We start from the raw sequence: 14300 nt of genomic DNA on the forward strand, positions 1-14300 counted from the left end.
AAACTCTCCTGTTTCTGGGGTAGGTTCTAGGCCTGCCTGCTCAGGCAGTGACCGGCTCGGCGTCCCACAATGGCCGGGGACGGGAGGCGATGAGGTTCTTGGTGTAGTCGTCGCCGGGGTCCTCCAGGATCCGCACCGTGGACCCTTGCTCCACGATCCGTCCCTGATGCATCACGAGCAGCTCCGAGCACAGCCGCGAGACCACTGCCAGGTCATGGGTCACGAACAGGATGGTCAGCCCGAACTGGTCCCGCAGTTCCTCCACGAGTTCCAGGACCTGCGCTTGGACGGAGACATCCAGGGCACTTGTGGCTTCGTCCAGAACCAGGAGCCGGGGACGTGCTGCGAGCGCCTTGGCCAGGGCGACCCGCTGCCGCTGGCCACCCGAAAGCGCCCGCGGCCGCGCATCCAACCGCTCAGGTCCGATTCCCACCCTGCCCAGGAGTTCCGCGGCGCTGGCCCTGGCTTGCTTGCGTCCTTGCCTCTGGTGGAGGCGGTACACATCGGCCACGGCGTTGCCCACCGGAATCCGCGGATCCAGGGACAGGTACGGGTCCTGGAAGACAATTTGGACGTCCTTCGCCAGGACCTTGCGCTCGGAGGCTTTGAGTGAGCGCCGGGGCCTGAGGACACCGCCCAGCGTGAGCTCGCCGTCGGTGGCGGTTTCGAGTGCCACCACAAGGCGGGCAAGGGTGGATTTACCAGATCCCGATTCCCCCACAACACCCAAGGAGCCGCCTTCGGGCAGGCTGAAGCGTGCCTTGTCCAAAGCGGTGATGACTTCACCACCAGGCAATTCGTAGCTCTTGCTGAGCCCTGAGACTTCCAGCAAAGCCGCAGTCCCGGCCTGTGTTTCGGGGACATCGCCCAGTTCAATGACGGGCGTGGCCTCCACCAGTTGCCGTGTGTAGTCCTGCTGCGGCATCTGGAACACCGTCTGGGTAGGACCCTGCTCCACCACCTTGCCGCGACGGAGCACGTAGACGCGTTCGCAGACGCTGGCCGCGAGATTCAGGTCGTGGGTAATGAACAACATGCCCATTCCCCGTGACTGCTGCTCTTCGCGGAGGAGCCGCACAATCCCGGCCTGGGTCGTGACATCCAAGGCCGTGGTGGGCTCGTCGCACAGCAGGAGGTCAGGGGAATTGAGCAGCGCCGCCGCAATCATGACGCGTTGGAGCATTCCGCCCGACAGCTGGTGCGGGTGCTGGTCCATGAGCTCCTTGGCCCGGCGCAGTCCCACCTGCTCGAGTTGCTTCACTGCCCGTTCGGTGGCTTCGGCACGGGACAATCCATCGAAACGCAGCAGCGTCTCGGTCAGGAAGTCACCCACCGTCCGGACGGGGTTGATGCCTGCCCTGGGGTCCTGGAAGATCATGGACGCGTGGCCGCGCCGCAGCTCCATAAGGCGTCGTTTGCTGGCCGTAAGGGTATCGAGACCCCTAACGGACACGGTTCCTGAGTACCGCGTGCCTTCGGGGAACAACCCCAGGGCGGCCCGGGTTGTCAGGGACTTCCCCGAGCCTGACTCCCCCACCAAGGCGACCGCTTCGCCGTGGTCCACGTGCAAGGTGACGCTGTCCAGAAGGGGCGGCCTGTCCGGGAAACCCAGGGTGAAGTCTTCAATCTTCAGGAGCTGGCTCATGACAGTTTTCCTCCGATGCGGTCTGAAAGTTCTTCGCCGATGATGTTGACGGCCACTACCACCAGGACCACCACCAGCGCGGGCCAGAACGCGGGCAGCACGTAGCCGCCCAGCAGCGCGCCCCGGGATTCCTCGATCATGGCGCCCCAGTCGCTGGTGGGCGGCTGGACTCCGAGTCCGATGAAGGAGAGCGCGGCGAGGTCGGCCAGTACGTAGCCGAAGTTCAACGTCGATTGCGCACCCACCGTGGGAATGAGGTTGGGCAGGACCCGCCCCAGCACCACCCAAGGTGTCCGGAATCCGAGGACCCGGTACGCCTGGACGTAAGGGCGGCCACGCTCGGCCACCACCAGCGACTGGGCCAGCCTGGCAATGTAGGGCACATAGGCGATGGTCATGGCGAGGATAGGGGCCAGGAGTCCCTTGCCGAAGAGCGCGATTGCCAGCATGGCCATCAGGAGGGCAGGGAAAGCGAAGAGAAGGTCGAAAAGCCGGCCCAAGACCTTGCCCAGCCATCCCTCGGACCAGCCGGCCACCAGGCCCAGCAGCAAGCCCAGGACCGTTGATCCGATCACCACAATGGTGGGGCCCAGCAACGAGGTCCGGCCGCCGTGCATCAGCCGGCTCAGGAGGTCCCGGCCCAGCGCGTCCGTACCGAGCAGGTGTTGTGCGCCGGGACCGGCCAGGACGTTGTTGAGGTCCACATAGTCGGGGTCGTACGGCGCCAGGGCCGGGGCAAAGACTGAGAGAAGGACGACGGCGGCGGCAACGGCGAGCGCCGCCCACGCCATCGGTGACAGGAGGCTGCCGTAACGGCGAAGACCCGCCTGTGGCAGTTGCATCGCCAGGGTCATCGGGACTCCGTTCCGGCCGCGATACGCGGATCAATGAGGGGCTGGACCAGGTCCACCACGGTGTTCACAAGGACGAACGCGGTAACAACCACCATGACGATTGCCTGGACCACGGCGAAGTCCAGCCTGTCGATGGACTGCACCAGGAGCTGGCCGATACCTGACAGGCCGAAGGTCCGTTCGATGATGGCGCTTGAAACCAGCAGCCCCGCCACCAGGACACCGCTCACCGTCAGGATTGGTCCCAGCGCGTTGCGGAGTACGTGGCGTGCCACAACCGAGCCCCGGGTGAGGCCACGGCTGGTAGCCACCTCCACGTGTTCGCGGAGCAGTTGCTCGTTCATGGAGGAACGGGTTACCCGGGCAACCATGGCGATGTAGGTGATGCCCAAGGCAAGCGCCGGGAGGGTGAGGTGCCAGATCCGGTCCCACCCGCCGTCGCCGCTTCCAAAGGAGGGAAACCAGCCCAGTCCCACGGAGAAGAGTGCCACCAGGGCGATGGCCGCAACGAAGGGCGGCACGGCTCCGGCCGCGGTCAGGGTGATGAGGATGAAACGGTCGCCGAAGCCTTTGTTCAGGCTTGCCACGATGCCCGCGAAGAGGCCAAGAATGGTGATGAACACCGCGGCGAGCGCAACCAGTTGAAGGGTAGTGGGCAACCGTCCAAGCAACACGTCCGAAACGTCCTGCCGGTAGGTCAGCGAACGACCCCAATCGCCATGGAGGATGCCGCCGAGCCAGTTCAGGTACTGTTCCCAGGCCGGCTTGTCGAGGCCGAACTGCCGGGTAATTTCTTCCAGGGCCTCGGGCTTGGGGCTGCGGCCCCTGAGGAGGAACCGTGCCGGGTCACCCGGCACCAGGAAGCGGGAGAAGAACACGGCCAGTGAGGCGACGAACAGGGTGGCCACCAGGGCCAGCACCTTCTTCGCAATGAAGACTACGGAACGGTTTGCCTTGCTCTTCTTACCTGCCGGTTTCAGGGCTGGCGTGGGTGCCATTGCTTGATCCACAACGGTCATGTCAGAGACCTCCGATCTTGGCGGCCCACGGGAAGTACATGTAGTTGATGGACGGGTCTGCACCGGTGATGCGCTTGCCCAGCCACATGGTGGTGACGGTTTCGTAGAGCGGGCCCCACACGACGTCTTCGCTGGCGATCCTGGCCGCCTGGCCGGTGAGCTTGCCGCGGGCATCAGGATCCTGCACTCCGTAGGCGCTGTTGACCAGGTCGTCGAATTCCGGGTTGCTCCAGCCGCCGTAGTTGCTGAAGTCGCCCGTTCGCAGCACGCTGTACATTTCCAGGGGTTCGGTGCTGGACAGGTACCAGGAGGTCACCAGCAGGTCTACGTTCTTGCGGGCTTCGGGGTCGGAGAAGAGGGTGGTGTATTTGTCGTTGGACATGGTCTGGATTTCCGGGTCCAGGCCGATTTCCTTGGCCGCGGAGGCGATGGCGCGGGCAGTGATGTCGAAGGCTGCGTTCAACGACGCGGTGGCGAAGACAAATTTGCTCCCGTCCGCCCCTGCTTCCTTGACCAGTTTCTTGGCTTCCGCTACGTCATATGGTGTGGAGAGCAGTCCGTCGAAAGCTTGGTCCGTGGTCTCCGGGGAGGCGTCCTTCCACACGTTGCGGGTGGTCAATGCGTCCGTCTTGCTTGCGTAGCCTTGTTCCGCGGCCTTGATCAGGGCTTCCCGGTTGATGGCCATCATGAGTGCCTTCCGAACCTTGACGTCCTTGAAGGTGCCGCCGAGGTTGGTGAAGACCATGCTCTGCACCGAGGTGTCCTTGCCGAAGTAGACCGAACCTGCGTCCTTGTTGGCTTTCAGGATGTCCATGGCGTTGGAGGGAATCGCGAAACCGCCGTCGATCTCCCCTGTCTGGAAGGCGTTGATGCGGGACGTTGCGTCCGGAAGCATGGTGAATGTGACCTGCCGGGACTTGGCCTTGAGGTCCGGATCCCAGTAGTCGTCGAAGCGCTTGAGGGTGATGCTTTCGCCGGGCTCCCACGAGTCGAAACTGAACGGCCCTGTGCAGTTCACGCCGGTGCTGGAGTTGCCGTAGTCCTTGCCTGCGGCTTCCAGTGTTTTGGCGGATTCCACCACACCTGGCGCGCCCACCAACGAGGCATTGAATACGTAGTCCGGCCGCGTGGTGTGGACCGTTACCTGGTACTCGCCGGTCTTTTCGATCGACTCCACATTCTGGTACGACGAGGCCCAGAAAGAGCCCACCTCGGGGTTCAGGTGCCGGCTGAGGGAGGCGACCACATCGTCTGCTGTCATCTCGCTGCCGTCGTGGAATTTCACGCCTTGTCGGATGGTGTAGATCCACGTCAAGGGGTCCGGGTTCTCCACGCCGGTTGCCAGTCCGGGCGAGGTGGACAGGTCCGCGTTCCAACGGAACAGGGACTCGCAGACGTTGGAAAGGACAGTGTTATCGGGGTAGTCGAACGCGTAGGCATAGTCCAGCGAGAACGGCTCCGCGTACATGGCCCAGGTGAAGTTGTCGATTTCCTTGACGGGTGCCGGCGTTGAGTCGGACAGCGTGAACTTGGGACCCCCGCCGGCTTCAGTCACGCCGGCCGGTCGGGCGCCACAGCCGGCCAGGACCAAGCCGGCCACGACGGCGGTGGCACCGATCGCTGTGATGCGCGACGGCGTCGTCCGCTGTTTGCGGCGCACCGCGCCCCGCGCTGGTTGCGGCCTCACTGCAGTACCCGGGTTTTCCGGTTTTGGGCCGTGGCATCGGTGGCGCGGTGGTAGACGCATTCGCCCCCAATCCACGTTTGCGTCACCACCGCCCGGTGCAGTTCCTCCACGGGGACGTCGAAAATGTTCACGTCAAGCACAGCGAGGTCGGCGAGTTTGCCGGGTTCCAGCGTGCCGGTGTCCGGGTCCAGGTGGTTGATCCACGCAGTGCCCTGGGTGTAGGCGTCCACGATCTGCTTGGTGCTGAGTTTCTGCGATTCGGGGCCGAGTGCCGGGAGGTCCTCCCCCGGTGACGCGCGGTTAACAGCTACGTGGATGGCGGCGATGGGGTCTGCGGTGGAGACGGGCCAGTCGCTGCCGGCAACCAGGCGGGCACCTGCTGCTGCGAGTTCGCCAAAGGGGTAGTGCCTGTCCTCCGCGCCGGGTTCGAGGAACGGCAGGGTCAAGGTGTCCAGTTGTTCTTCGTGGCAGGCCCAGAGAGCCTGCACATTGGCAGCAGCTCCGAGTTCCGAGAAACGGGGAATGTCCTCGCTGCGGACCACTTGGAGGTGGGCGAGGTGGTGGCGCTGATCGTTGGAGCCGTTGGCCTCGCGGGCTGCCTGGAGGGCGTCCAGGGCATCGGTCACTGCACGATCGCCCAGGGCGTGGAAATGGAGCTGCATGCCGGCGGCATCGATCGCTGTGACGAACTCCTGCAGCTCACTCTTTTCGAAGAACTCGATGCCGCGATTCTCCGTGTGGTGGCCGTGGTGGTCCAGGTAGACGTGGTGCATGGCAGCAGTGAAGTTCTCCGCCACGCCGTCCACCATGACTTTGACAGTGTTGGCATTGAGCCGGAGGGGGTCGCTGGATTCAGCGACACGCTGCCGCCTCGCCACGATCCGGTCCAGCTGGGGCATCCCCGCAGTCCTGTCCCACCACTGGCACGCGGTCACGCGTGCTTTGAGGTCTCCAGCCTTGGCCGCGTCCACGTAGACGTCCAGGTGGTCGGCATGTCCGCCCTCAGGGATGGGAACCCAGGCATCCTGCCAGGCCGTGATTCCCTGCGACAGCAACAGCTGCTGGGAGGCGAGCAGGCCCTGGTACGCCAGCTCGTAGGGCACCGCAGGCTTGACGTCGTTGAACAGGTCCATGGCGCCCTCGTGGATGGTGCCGGCAGGGGTGCCGTCGGGCTCGCGTTCCAGGCGCCCGCCCGCTGGATCCGGGGTTTCCCGGGTGATCCCAGCCGCTGTGAACGCAGCAGTGTTGGCCCAGGCTCCGTGGTGGTCCCTGTTCACCAGGTACACCGGCCGGTCCGGCACTACGGCGTCCAGCAGGTCCCGTGTGGGGGTGCCGCCCGGGAAGAAGTCCATGGACCAGCCGGCGCCAACGATCCACTCGGCATCGGGGTTCCCGTCAGCATAGCGGGCAACTATGGCAACCGCCTCTTCTGCGTTGGTGGCCTCGGTAAGGTCGCACTGAAGCATCTCGATCCCGGCGAAAATGGGGTGGATGTGGGCGTCCTGGAAGCCAGGAACCACCAGCTGCCCCGCCAGGTCCACCCTGTGGGTCTCCGGGGTGACGGTCCCGTTGAGGTCGCCGGGTCCTGCGACTGCGAGGATCCGGCCTTTCGCAAGGGCCAGGTCCGCACGAACGGGTCCGGCGTCGTTGCCGGTGTAAACCCATCCGTTCTCAAACAAAATCTCTGCGTGCACTGTCGAGTCCTTTCATGGGAATCCAACTCTCCGGCACACACTATGAGCCGGATCACACTAAAGTCAACAGTGTTGACATCAGTGCTGACAAAGACTTTGACTTGTCCTTGGAAGGAGGCGGCCATGAATCATGTAGTTTGAATATCAACCCGGATCGCGTGGAAGGCGGACAACTGATGGTGCAGCCAGCCCAGTCGACGGACCGCCGAACGCGCCTGGACCCCGGCACCATCATTGACGCCGTCCTGCGGATTTCCAGCCAGGAACCCGAGGAGCGTCTGACCGTCCGGAGGCTGGGCCAGGAACTCGAAGTTGATGCCACCGCCGTCTACCGGCATTTCCGGAACCGGGACGCGATCGTGAGGGCAGCTCTGGACCAGTTGTTCATGATGTCGGTGGAGCGCACCCTGGCCTCGGCGCGCGACCAAAACTGGCGCGCCCGGCTGGAGGCCTACCTCGACGAACTCCTCAGGGTCTTCATGCAGCACCCATCGCTTGGCAGCGAGTCGTTCGCCACGGACACCTACGGCCCCGGCGAATTGAAGGCCATTGAGTTCGTCCTGCAATGCCTGACCGACGCAGGCCTGGAAGAGGAACGCGTGGTCCACTACTACGCAGCACTCGAAAGCTACACCCTGGCCTTGGGTGCCGGGATCGCAGTGGAAATCCAGCGGCTCCCCGATTCCGAAGGCCACGACCCCTGGATCAGCCCCCGGGTCTTCACCCGCATTACCGGACATCCGCTCCTCGAGAAACACCACGCAGCATTGCAAAACCTCGATTCACTCAAAGCGTTCCAGGCAGGCCTCACGGCGATCCTGGACAGCGCCGAACGCGAAAGCAAGCAGGCCTGACGGGCCCCCAGCCCAACGCAACCAGAACCTAACCGCACAACGACACCCTCCGGCGTCGTTCATTCAGCACTGCCCGGACACCGCCGTCCGGCAGGGAAAGCACGGCACCATGCACCAGTTCATCAGCGGGCAACCGTACTCCGGCACGTCGGGAAACAGCATCGATGTCATCAATCCGGCTACCTCAGAGGTGGTGGCGACGGTCGGCCTGGCGTCGTCCGCCGACCTCGATCTGGCGGTGGCAGCGGCCCGTGCGGCCTTCCCGTCGTGGTCGCGGACGGCCCCCGGCGAGCGCGCCGGAATCCTGCAGAAGTTCGCCAGGATCATGGAGGAACGCGCGGACGAATTCGCCCGCGTGGAGAGTTCCCAGACGGGCAAGCCATGGCGCTTGACCCGGGAGTTCGACGTTCCCGGCACCATTGACAACATCGACTTCTTCGCAGGCGCTGCCCGGCACCTCGAAGGCAAAGCCACCGCCGAGTACTCCCCGCAGCACACCTCCTCGATCCGACGCGAGGCCATCGGCGTCGTGGGTTCCATTGCGCCGTGGAACTACCCCTTGCAGATGGCGGCGTGGAAGATCCTGCCGGCCATCGCCGCTGGCAACACCGTTGTCCTCAAACCTGCCGAAATCACGCCCCTCACATCGCTGATGTTCGCACAGGCGCTCACGGATGCGGGACTGCCCGACGGCGTGGTGAACGTGGTGGTGGGCGAAGGCCACACTGTGGGGGCGGCACTCATGCGGCACCCGGATGTGGACATGGTCTCCTTCACGGGGTCCACCGCTATCGGCCGGACGGTACTGGAAGCGGCCGCCGTCAACGCCAAACGCGTGCATCTGGAGTTGGGTGGAAAGGCACCTTTGGTGGTGTTCGACGACGCCACCGTGGACGCTGCGGTGCACGGCGCTGTGGCAGGTTCGCTCATCAACACGGGCCAGGATTGCACGGCCGCCACGCGGGCCATAGTCCACCGAAGCGTGTACGACGAGTTCGTGGCCAAGGTCGCGGCGCGCTTCGATTCGATCACCCTCGGCGCCCCGGACGACACCGCGGCGGACCTCGGCCCCCTGGTTTCCTTCAAGCAGCGGGACCACGTGGCCGGGATGGTGGAACGCGCCCGCGGCTACAGCAAGATCATGGCGGGCGGCTTCGCCCCAAGCGATGGCAGCCTTGGCAGGGGCGCGTTTTACCGGCCGACGCTGGTTGTCGACGCCGCTCCAGACTCGGAAATCGTGAAGGACGAGGTTTTCGGTCCCGTCTTGGCCGTCATCCCCTTCGACACGGACGACGAAGCGATCCGCCTGGCCAACGACACCGTGTACGGACTCGCGGCATCAGCTTGGACCAACAACCTCCAACGCGCCCTGCGGGCCACCCGTGAGATCAAGGCAGGCTGCGTCTGGGTCAATGACCACGTCCCGATCATCTCCGAGATGCCCCACGGCGGGTTCAAGCAGTCAGGTTTCGGGAAGGACATGTCCGCCTACTCGTTCGAGGAATACACCCAGGTGAAGCACGTGATGTTCGAGCTGGAGGGCCAGGCTGAGAAGGACTGGCACCGAACCATCTTTACTTTGCGCTGATCCCCTCCCGTTGCGGGGCCTGCCCTGCGCGCTAAGGCGAGAGCTAAACGCGCAAAGCGGGCCCCTCAACGGGGATGTCCGGGCGTTTCCGCGAGGCGCCGAGCACTGCGGTCGCCACGCCCAGCAGCAGGATCAGCCCGCCCAGGATTTCGGCTGGTGTGGGAACCTCGTTCAGGACCAGCCACGCCGCCGTCATGCCCACCACCGGGACCAGCAGCGTGAAGGGCACGACGTCGGAACTTGGGTAGAGCGACAACAGACGGTTCCAGATGCCGTAGCCCACCAGCGAGGCGAACACTGCGGTATAGATCGCACTCAGGATTGTGGCTGCCTGAAGGTCCGAAAGCGTCGCCCACACAGTGTCCGGACCGTCCACAACGAGCGACAATCCTGCCAACGGGACGGGCACCACCGCACCGGACCACACCACCAGGCCAAGCCCGGACTTGGCCTTCGAGTGCCGCGCCACCACGTTGCCCACCGCCCATGACAACGCCGCTGCCAGCACGATCATCAGCGGGAGCACCGGGGCTACTGCGCTGCGCCCCAAGGCCACCACCGCCAAGCCTGCGATGCCAAGCACTACCCCGGCCAGTTGGCGGCGACTGGGCCTCTCACCGAGGAACCTGGAAGCCAGCAAAATGGTGAACAAAACCTGCGCCTGGAGGACCAGGGACGCCAGGCCAGCCGGCATCCCCAGTGCCATGCCGAGATAGAGGAGCCCGAACTGGCCGGCACTCATGAAGAGTCCGACGCCGACAATCGCCTTCCAGCCGACGTCGGGTTTGCGGATGAACAAGATGAAGGGGAACACGACCAGGAAGAAGCGCATGGCAACGAAGAGCAACGGCGGCACATCCCGGCCGTTCGCGTGCAGGCCGAGGTCGATAGCGACGAAGTTGATGCCCCAGAGGACGGCTACCAGGACGGCGAGGGCAGAGTGGCGAAGGTTCACAAGTCCACTCTGGACCCCGCGTCCTTGAAGCACCAGCATTGATTTCCGCATGGAACCACGTAGATTTGCTTCATGATCGACATCTCGGCCTTAAGGGCGCTGGTCGCCGTGGAACAGCACGGTTCGGTGGTGGCCGCCTCCGACGTGATGGGCTATAGCCCCTCGGCAGTCTCGCAGCAGATCAAGAAACTGGAAAAACAGACAGGCGTTGCTGTATTGGAGCGCAATGGCCGCGGCGTGCTGCTGACGGAGCGGGGGCTGGCGCTGGCAGGCTACGGCCGCCGCATCATGGGCGAGCTCGAGGAACTGCAGGCCACTCTGCTGGCCGATCCCGCCAAACCCACGGGGCTGCTGAGGATGGTGGCATTCTCCACCGCCTGCCGCGGACTGGTGGGACCCATGCTCGGGCGACTCGCCGCATCCCACCCCACCCTGGACATCACTGTGCTGGCAGAGGATCCCCGCGAAGCCGTGCAAAGGGTGGCCTCCGGAGAAGCTGAGCTCGCAGTGGTCCACAACTGGAACTCGGTGCCTTTGGTCATCCCCGAGAACCTGGTACACGAGGACCTGTGCGTGGACCAGGCCGATGTGCTCGTCAACAGCACCCACCCACTCGCGGCGAGGGCCGCCGTCGAGCGTGAAGACCTGCTGGACGAGACCTGGATCAGCACCCCGGCGGGCGCAATCTGCAACGAGGCGCTCCTGCAGATTTTCGCAGGACTGGGGCGGGTGCCTGACATCCGCGTGTACGACCCCGACTTTTCCACGCACATCGCCATGGTGGAGCAGGGGGTGGCCGTGGCACTTGTTCCGCGGCTCGGCAGGCCTCCGCTCCCATCCGGCGTGGTCGCCATTCCGGTGATGAACCCCACCCAGCAGCGCTCCGTTGGAGTGGTGTACCGCAAGACCATGACAGCCAGCCCCAACATCCGCCTGGCCGTACGCATGCTGCGCGAAGTCGCGGCGGAACAGCTTCCTAGTGGCGGGGCACCTTAAAATGCGTCAGCCGGGCATCCTGGCCATCCAGCTCCGCCCACGGTTTTTCCGTCTCCAACACCGTCAACGCACTGGTTGGGTAGCGAGTGGCGGCGTCCATGTAGGCATCGTGATCGGAATCGCGGGACGCCAAGTGCATGGCGAGGTCCTGCACTCCGGGCATATGCGAAATGACCATCAGCGTGGTTACGGTGTCCGGAACGTGATTGATCACCGTCAGCATGCGGTTCGCTGAGGCAGCATACAGGCCGTCCTCCAGCTTCGGAGTGGGAGCCTTCTCCCCCAGCTCGTTGCACACCCAGGTACACGTCTGGCGCGTCCTGAGCGCGGACGAGCACAGGATGAAATCCGGAACCACCCCGTGCTTGAGCAACCACTGTCCGGCCAACGGGGCTTCCCGGTGGCCGCGTTCCTCCAAGGGACGCTCATGATCGGGCACGCCCACCGGCCAGTCCGCCTTGGCATGCCGCATGATCACAAGGCGCTTTAGGTGATGGTCGCTCATGCAACAACCCTATCGAAAGCAAAAGCGCCCGCCCCAAGGGGACGGGCGCTTTCGGCTGAAACCGCAGGTCAGATCGAGTATTCCGGAGCGGCCCAGACAATGACTTCGGGGTGCTCGTAGAAGCGGTAGCCCTGGCCGCGGACCGTGCGGACGGTGTTGGCGAGGCGGCCCAGCTTCGAGCGCAGCCGGCGGATGTGAACGTCGATGGTGCGCTCGTTGGGCACTTCCTCGGCGTTACGCCACAGGCCTTCGAGCAGTTCATCGCGACCCACGGTGCGGGTGCCGTTCTCAACGAGGTAGTTGAGGAGCTCGAATTCCTTGAACGTCAGGTTCAGCGATTCGCCGTCCAGGTGAACTTCACGCCGGGCGAGGTCGATCAGCACACCGGACGGGCGGGACTCCTGCTGCGGCGCCGGACGGGCAGCTTCGGTGCGCTGCCGTGAGGCAACCGTGGGGTCACCGAAGGTGGAACGCACGACGTCGAGGGCGGACCCGGGCGCGCCGGCGGGGGCCACTGCCACGGCAGCGTAGCTCTCCGCGCCGGTCACCAAAGACTGCGCGTAGGCGCGGATTTCCTGGGCAAGCTTGGCGATGGACGTTCCTGCGGCGGCTGCGGTTTCTTCGTCAATACCCATGTAGAGCACGAAGCCGCGGGCTACGTTGTCGTTGGCAACGGGGCGCAGCCGGTCGGACTGGGCAATGACCGGCGTGGGAGCGGTCATGGGTGCCGGCTCTGCGGCGGGCACGGCGCGCAACTGGCCGTAGGAGTTGGGGTTGTAACCCTGCGGGACGTAGCCCGGAGCCTGCTGGCCGGCGCCTTGCGGGGCCGCAGAGTAGCCGGGACGGTTGCCGAACCCGGGGCGGAGTCCTGCGTTTGACGCGGCCTTGTTGGCGTTACGGACGGAGATGTGGACGTATCCAGATGCAACTGACATGGAGTGCTTACCTCAAAAGTGAATAGCCGTCATCGCGGCTTCGAATGCTGGTTGTCCCCGCAATGAGTTTGGGGAGGGGCGCCCAACGCTGGGCTAGGGGGCGAATGCCTGAAACTTCTTGGGGTGGAAAGTTAGGCTTGCATTCGACAACAGCGGTCATCGTGGCCAGCGGGTGTGCTGGGCCAGGTTGCTGCGGCTGCAGGTGCTGTTGAGTTCTTGTTCACATTGGAAGTGTGCAACGTAACAATGGCAACACGCAAGTAACAAAGCGCCGAACCATCCACATTTTGAGACGTCCGGGTCTATTGTGCCGCAAATCACAATTCATAATGGCCCGGAAATGAACGGCATTTCATTCGGTACGGGCAGGAAGTAACGGCCATTTGCTGAATTATCTTCGGATGATGCGGCAGAATGTGGCCCTCGCTTCCCATCAACCACGTCCACGCGGAATCTCACGATCTGAAACAGTTGTTGTCCAATCGGCGCAGGTTCCGATTTCGAATTTTTTTGCCTTCAGTCCGCTGGAAGCGGTGAAAACGGGCCCGGCAAGCGCCCGTTTTCTCAGGAGGTCGTCCCTGAACCGGACGTGGAGCCCTGCCCCGTGGAAGACGTCGCGGCGGTCAGCCGCACCGACGACGCGTTGTATGCATCCCCGCTCTTGGTAGCCGTGACCCGGACCGTCGCACCTGACGTGATGTCAGCTATGGTCAGGCTGCTGGAGGTGCCGCCACGCTGCCTGGTTCCTTGCGCCACGGCAGTGTCCGGGCCGAGGACGTAGGTTCGCGTAAACCCGTCAGTGCTCTTGACTGTCAGCGAGTTGGAAGAAACCTCGCTGACAACTCCCACCTGATCAGCCATGGACACGTACTCGTTGTCGCGGAGGATGACGTACTCCGAATGGATGGCGGCATTCAGGCCCCCTCCGAATCCATCGGGCGCCAACCCGCCCATCTGGCCTGGCATTCCTTGGCCGGTTACATCCTGGCCGGTTCCGTTTTGACCGCTTCCGTTTTGCCCCGTTCCGCCCGGACCCAGCCCCTGTCCCGGTAGTGCTTGTCCCGGTACTGTCTGGCCCTGTTGCCCGCCCAGGCCGCCGGCCCGGCCCGGGGAAACGTTGGCAGCATCCGCAGAGCCTGCATTGCCCAGGGAGTAGAAACCGACGGCCGTACCTGCCGCTACCGCCACGGCAACACCAGCCACTATCAGCGTCCTCTTGACGGTCCACCGGTTCTGCACTCCCGCCTTGTCGTTCGCCCCGTCGTTCGCCTTGTCGTTGTCCACGAGCGGCAAGCCCCAGCCGGAACCGTTGCTGCCGGGTTGGCTGCTTGGGGGCTGAGCAGGCGGGGCCTCGCCCCACGCCCAGGATGACCCGGGGTTGCGGTCGATGGGTTGTGCGGGCGGCGTCCGGACGGCTTCAGGCTCCTGGCCTGCGGGCTCCCGGCCTGCGGGGGTCGACTGCTGGGGTAGCCGCGGCGCTGGGTCATGGGGGAATTGCTGGTTCTCGGGGAATTTCTGCTCGCTCATGATGCTCTTTCTTGTCTGTTGTTGTCCGATTACGCCCCAGC

The 14300-nt window shown here is 64.4% G+C and carries 12 protein-coding genes; 3 read left to right on the forward strand and 9 right to left on the reverse strand.

Features of this window, described 5'->3' with window-relative positions; genetic code table 11:
- Positions 1–40: 40 nt before the first annotated feature.
- The 5 genes from ACNQOP_RS03225 to ACNQOP_RS03245 are packed head-to-tail and all read right to left on the reverse strand — an operon-like array spanning position 41 to position 6899.
- Entirely contained in the window at positions 41–1645 is a 1605-nt protein-coding gene (locus tag ACNQOP_RS03225) for a dipeptide ABC transporter ATP-binding protein (RefSeq protein WP_416403309.1), read from the reverse strand.
- Positions 1642–2499 carry an ABC transporter permease gene (locus ACNQOP_RS03230; protein WP_416403310.1) on the reverse strand — a complete coding sequence of 286 codons (858 nt, stop codon included), beginning with the start codon at positions 2497–2499 and terminating at the stop codon, positions 1642–1644. Before ACNQOP_RS03230 ends, ACNQOP_RS03225 begins: the two co-directional genes overlap by 4 nt.
- Positions 2496–3518: an ABC transporter permease gene (locus ACNQOP_RS03235; protein ID WP_416403311.1), complete on the reverse strand. Its 1023-nt coding sequence runs from the start codon at positions 3516–3518 to the stop codon at positions 2496–2498. Before ACNQOP_RS03235 ends, ACNQOP_RS03230 begins: the two co-directional genes overlap by 4 nt.
- Before the next feature lies 1 nt (position 3519).
- Positions 3520–5265, reverse strand: a complete 1746-nt coding sequence (locus ACNQOP_RS03240; RefSeq protein WP_416403312.1) for an ABC transporter substrate-binding protein — start codon at positions 5263–5265, stop codon at positions 3520–3522.
- Positions 5202–6899, reverse strand: coding sequence for an amidohydrolase (locus ACNQOP_RS03245; RefSeq protein WP_416403313.1), 1698 nt, complete (start codon positions 6897–6899; stop codon positions 5202–5204). Before ACNQOP_RS03245 ends, ACNQOP_RS03240 begins: the two co-directional genes overlap by 64 nt.
- 176 nt (positions 6900–7075) lie before the next feature.
- Here ACNQOP_RS03245 and ACNQOP_RS03250 point away from each other — a divergent pair, with 176 nt between their 5' ends.
- The gene (locus ACNQOP_RS03250) at positions 7076–7753 is read left to right on the forward strand and encodes a TetR/AcrR family transcriptional regulator (protein WP_416403314.1); all 678 of its coding nucleotides are present in this window, start codon (positions 7076–7078) and stop codon (positions 7751–7753) included.
- 109 nt (positions 7754–7862) lie between these two features.
- Positions 7863–9341, forward strand: coding sequence for a gamma-aminobutyraldehyde dehydrogenase (locus ACNQOP_RS03255; RefSeq protein WP_416403315.1), 1479 nt, complete (start codon positions 7863–7865; stop codon positions 9339–9341).
- A gap of 43 nt (positions 9342–9384) precedes the next feature.
- On the opposite strand, the gene ACNQOP_RS03260 is transcribed toward ACNQOP_RS03255, so the two are convergent.
- Positions 9385–10296: an EamA family transporter gene (locus ACNQOP_RS03260; RefSeq protein WP_416403316.1), complete on the reverse strand. Its 912-nt coding sequence runs from the start codon at positions 10294–10296 to the stop codon at positions 9385–9387.
- A 72-nt stretch (positions 10297–10368) separates the two neighbouring features.
- On the opposite strand from ACNQOP_RS03260, the gene ACNQOP_RS03265 reads away from it, so the two are divergent.
- Positions 10369–11292 carry a LysR family transcriptional regulator gene (locus tag ACNQOP_RS03265; protein WP_416403317.1) on the forward strand — a complete coding sequence of 308 codons (924 nt, stop codon included), beginning with the start codon at positions 10369–10371 and terminating at the stop codon, positions 11290–11292.
- On the opposite strand, the gene ACNQOP_RS03270 is transcribed toward ACNQOP_RS03265, so the two are convergent.
- The 3 genes from ACNQOP_RS03270 to ACNQOP_RS03280 all read right to left on the reverse strand — a co-directional run bounded on the left by ACNQOP_RS03270 (position 11273) and on the right by ACNQOP_RS03280 (position 14259).
- Positions 11273–11797 carry a SixA phosphatase family protein gene (locus ACNQOP_RS03270; protein WP_257370397.1) on the reverse strand — a complete coding sequence of 175 codons (525 nt, stop codon included), beginning with the start codon at positions 11795–11797 and terminating at the stop codon, positions 11273–11275. The genes ACNQOP_RS03265 and ACNQOP_RS03270 overlap by 20 nt on opposite strands.
- A 68-nt stretch (positions 11798–11865) precedes the next feature.
- Positions 11866–12732 carry a winged helix-turn-helix domain-containing protein gene (locus ACNQOP_RS03275; protein WP_235519993.1) on the reverse strand — a complete coding sequence of 289 codons (867 nt, stop codon included), beginning with the start codon at positions 12730–12732 and terminating at the stop codon, positions 11866–11868.
- A 564-nt stretch (positions 12733–13296) separates the two neighbouring features.
- Positions 13297–14259 (reverse strand): hypothetical protein, encoded by a 963-nt coding sequence (locus tag ACNQOP_RS03280; RefSeq protein ID WP_416403318.1) that lies wholly within the window; start codon positions 14257–14259, stop codon positions 13297–13299.
- Between the last annotated feature and the right edge of the window lie 41 nt (positions 14260–14300).

Source organism: Arthrobacter sp. LFS091, from assembly GCF_047977885.1.
In the GTDB taxonomy this organism is placed as follows: Bacteria; Actinomycetota; Actinomycetes; order Actinomycetales; family Micrococcaceae; genus Arthrobacter.

Excerpts from the sequence above, each read along its gene's own strand:
- ACNQOP_RS03225 (WP_416403309.1), bottom strand. The coding sequence starts at position 1,645 with ATGAGCCAGCTCCTGAAGATTGAAGACTTCACCCTGGGTTTCCCGGAC.
- ACNQOP_RS03230 (WP_416403310.1), bottom strand. The coding sequence starts at position 2,499 with ATGACCCTGGCGATGCAACTGCCACAGGCGGGTCTTCGCCGTTACGGC.
- ACNQOP_RS03235 (WP_416403311.1), bottom strand. The coding sequence starts at position 3,518 with ATGACCGTTGTGGATCAAGCAATGGCACCCACGCCAGCCCTGAAACCG.
- ACNQOP_RS03240 (WP_416403312.1), bottom strand. The coding sequence starts at position 5,265 with ATGCGTCTACCACCGCGCCACCGATGCCACGGCCCAAAACCGGAAAAC.
- ACNQOP_RS03250 (WP_416403314.1), top strand. The coding sequence starts at position 7,076 with ATGGTGCAGCCAGCCCAGTCGACGGACCGCCGAACGCGCCTGGACCCC.
- ACNQOP_RS03255 (WP_416403315.1), top strand. The coding sequence starts at position 7,863 with ATGCACCAGTTCATCAGCGGGCAACCGTACTCCGGCACGTCGGGAAAC.
- ACNQOP_RS03265 (WP_416403317.1), top strand. The coding sequence starts at position 10,369 with ATGATCGACATCTCGGCCTTAAGGGCGCTGGTCGCCGTGGAACAGCAC.
- ACNQOP_RS03270 (WP_257370397.1), bottom strand. The coding sequence starts at position 11,797 with ATGAGCGACCATCACCTAAAGCGCCTTGTGATCATGCGGCATGCCAAG.
- ACNQOP_RS03275 (WP_235519993.1), bottom strand. The coding sequence starts at position 12,732 with ATGTCAGTTGCATCTGGATACGTCCACATCTCCGTCCGTAACGCCAAC.
- ACNQOP_RS03280 (WP_416403318.1), bottom strand. The coding sequence starts at position 14,259 with ATGAGCGAGCAGAAATTCCCCGAGAACCAGCAATTCCCCCATGACCCA.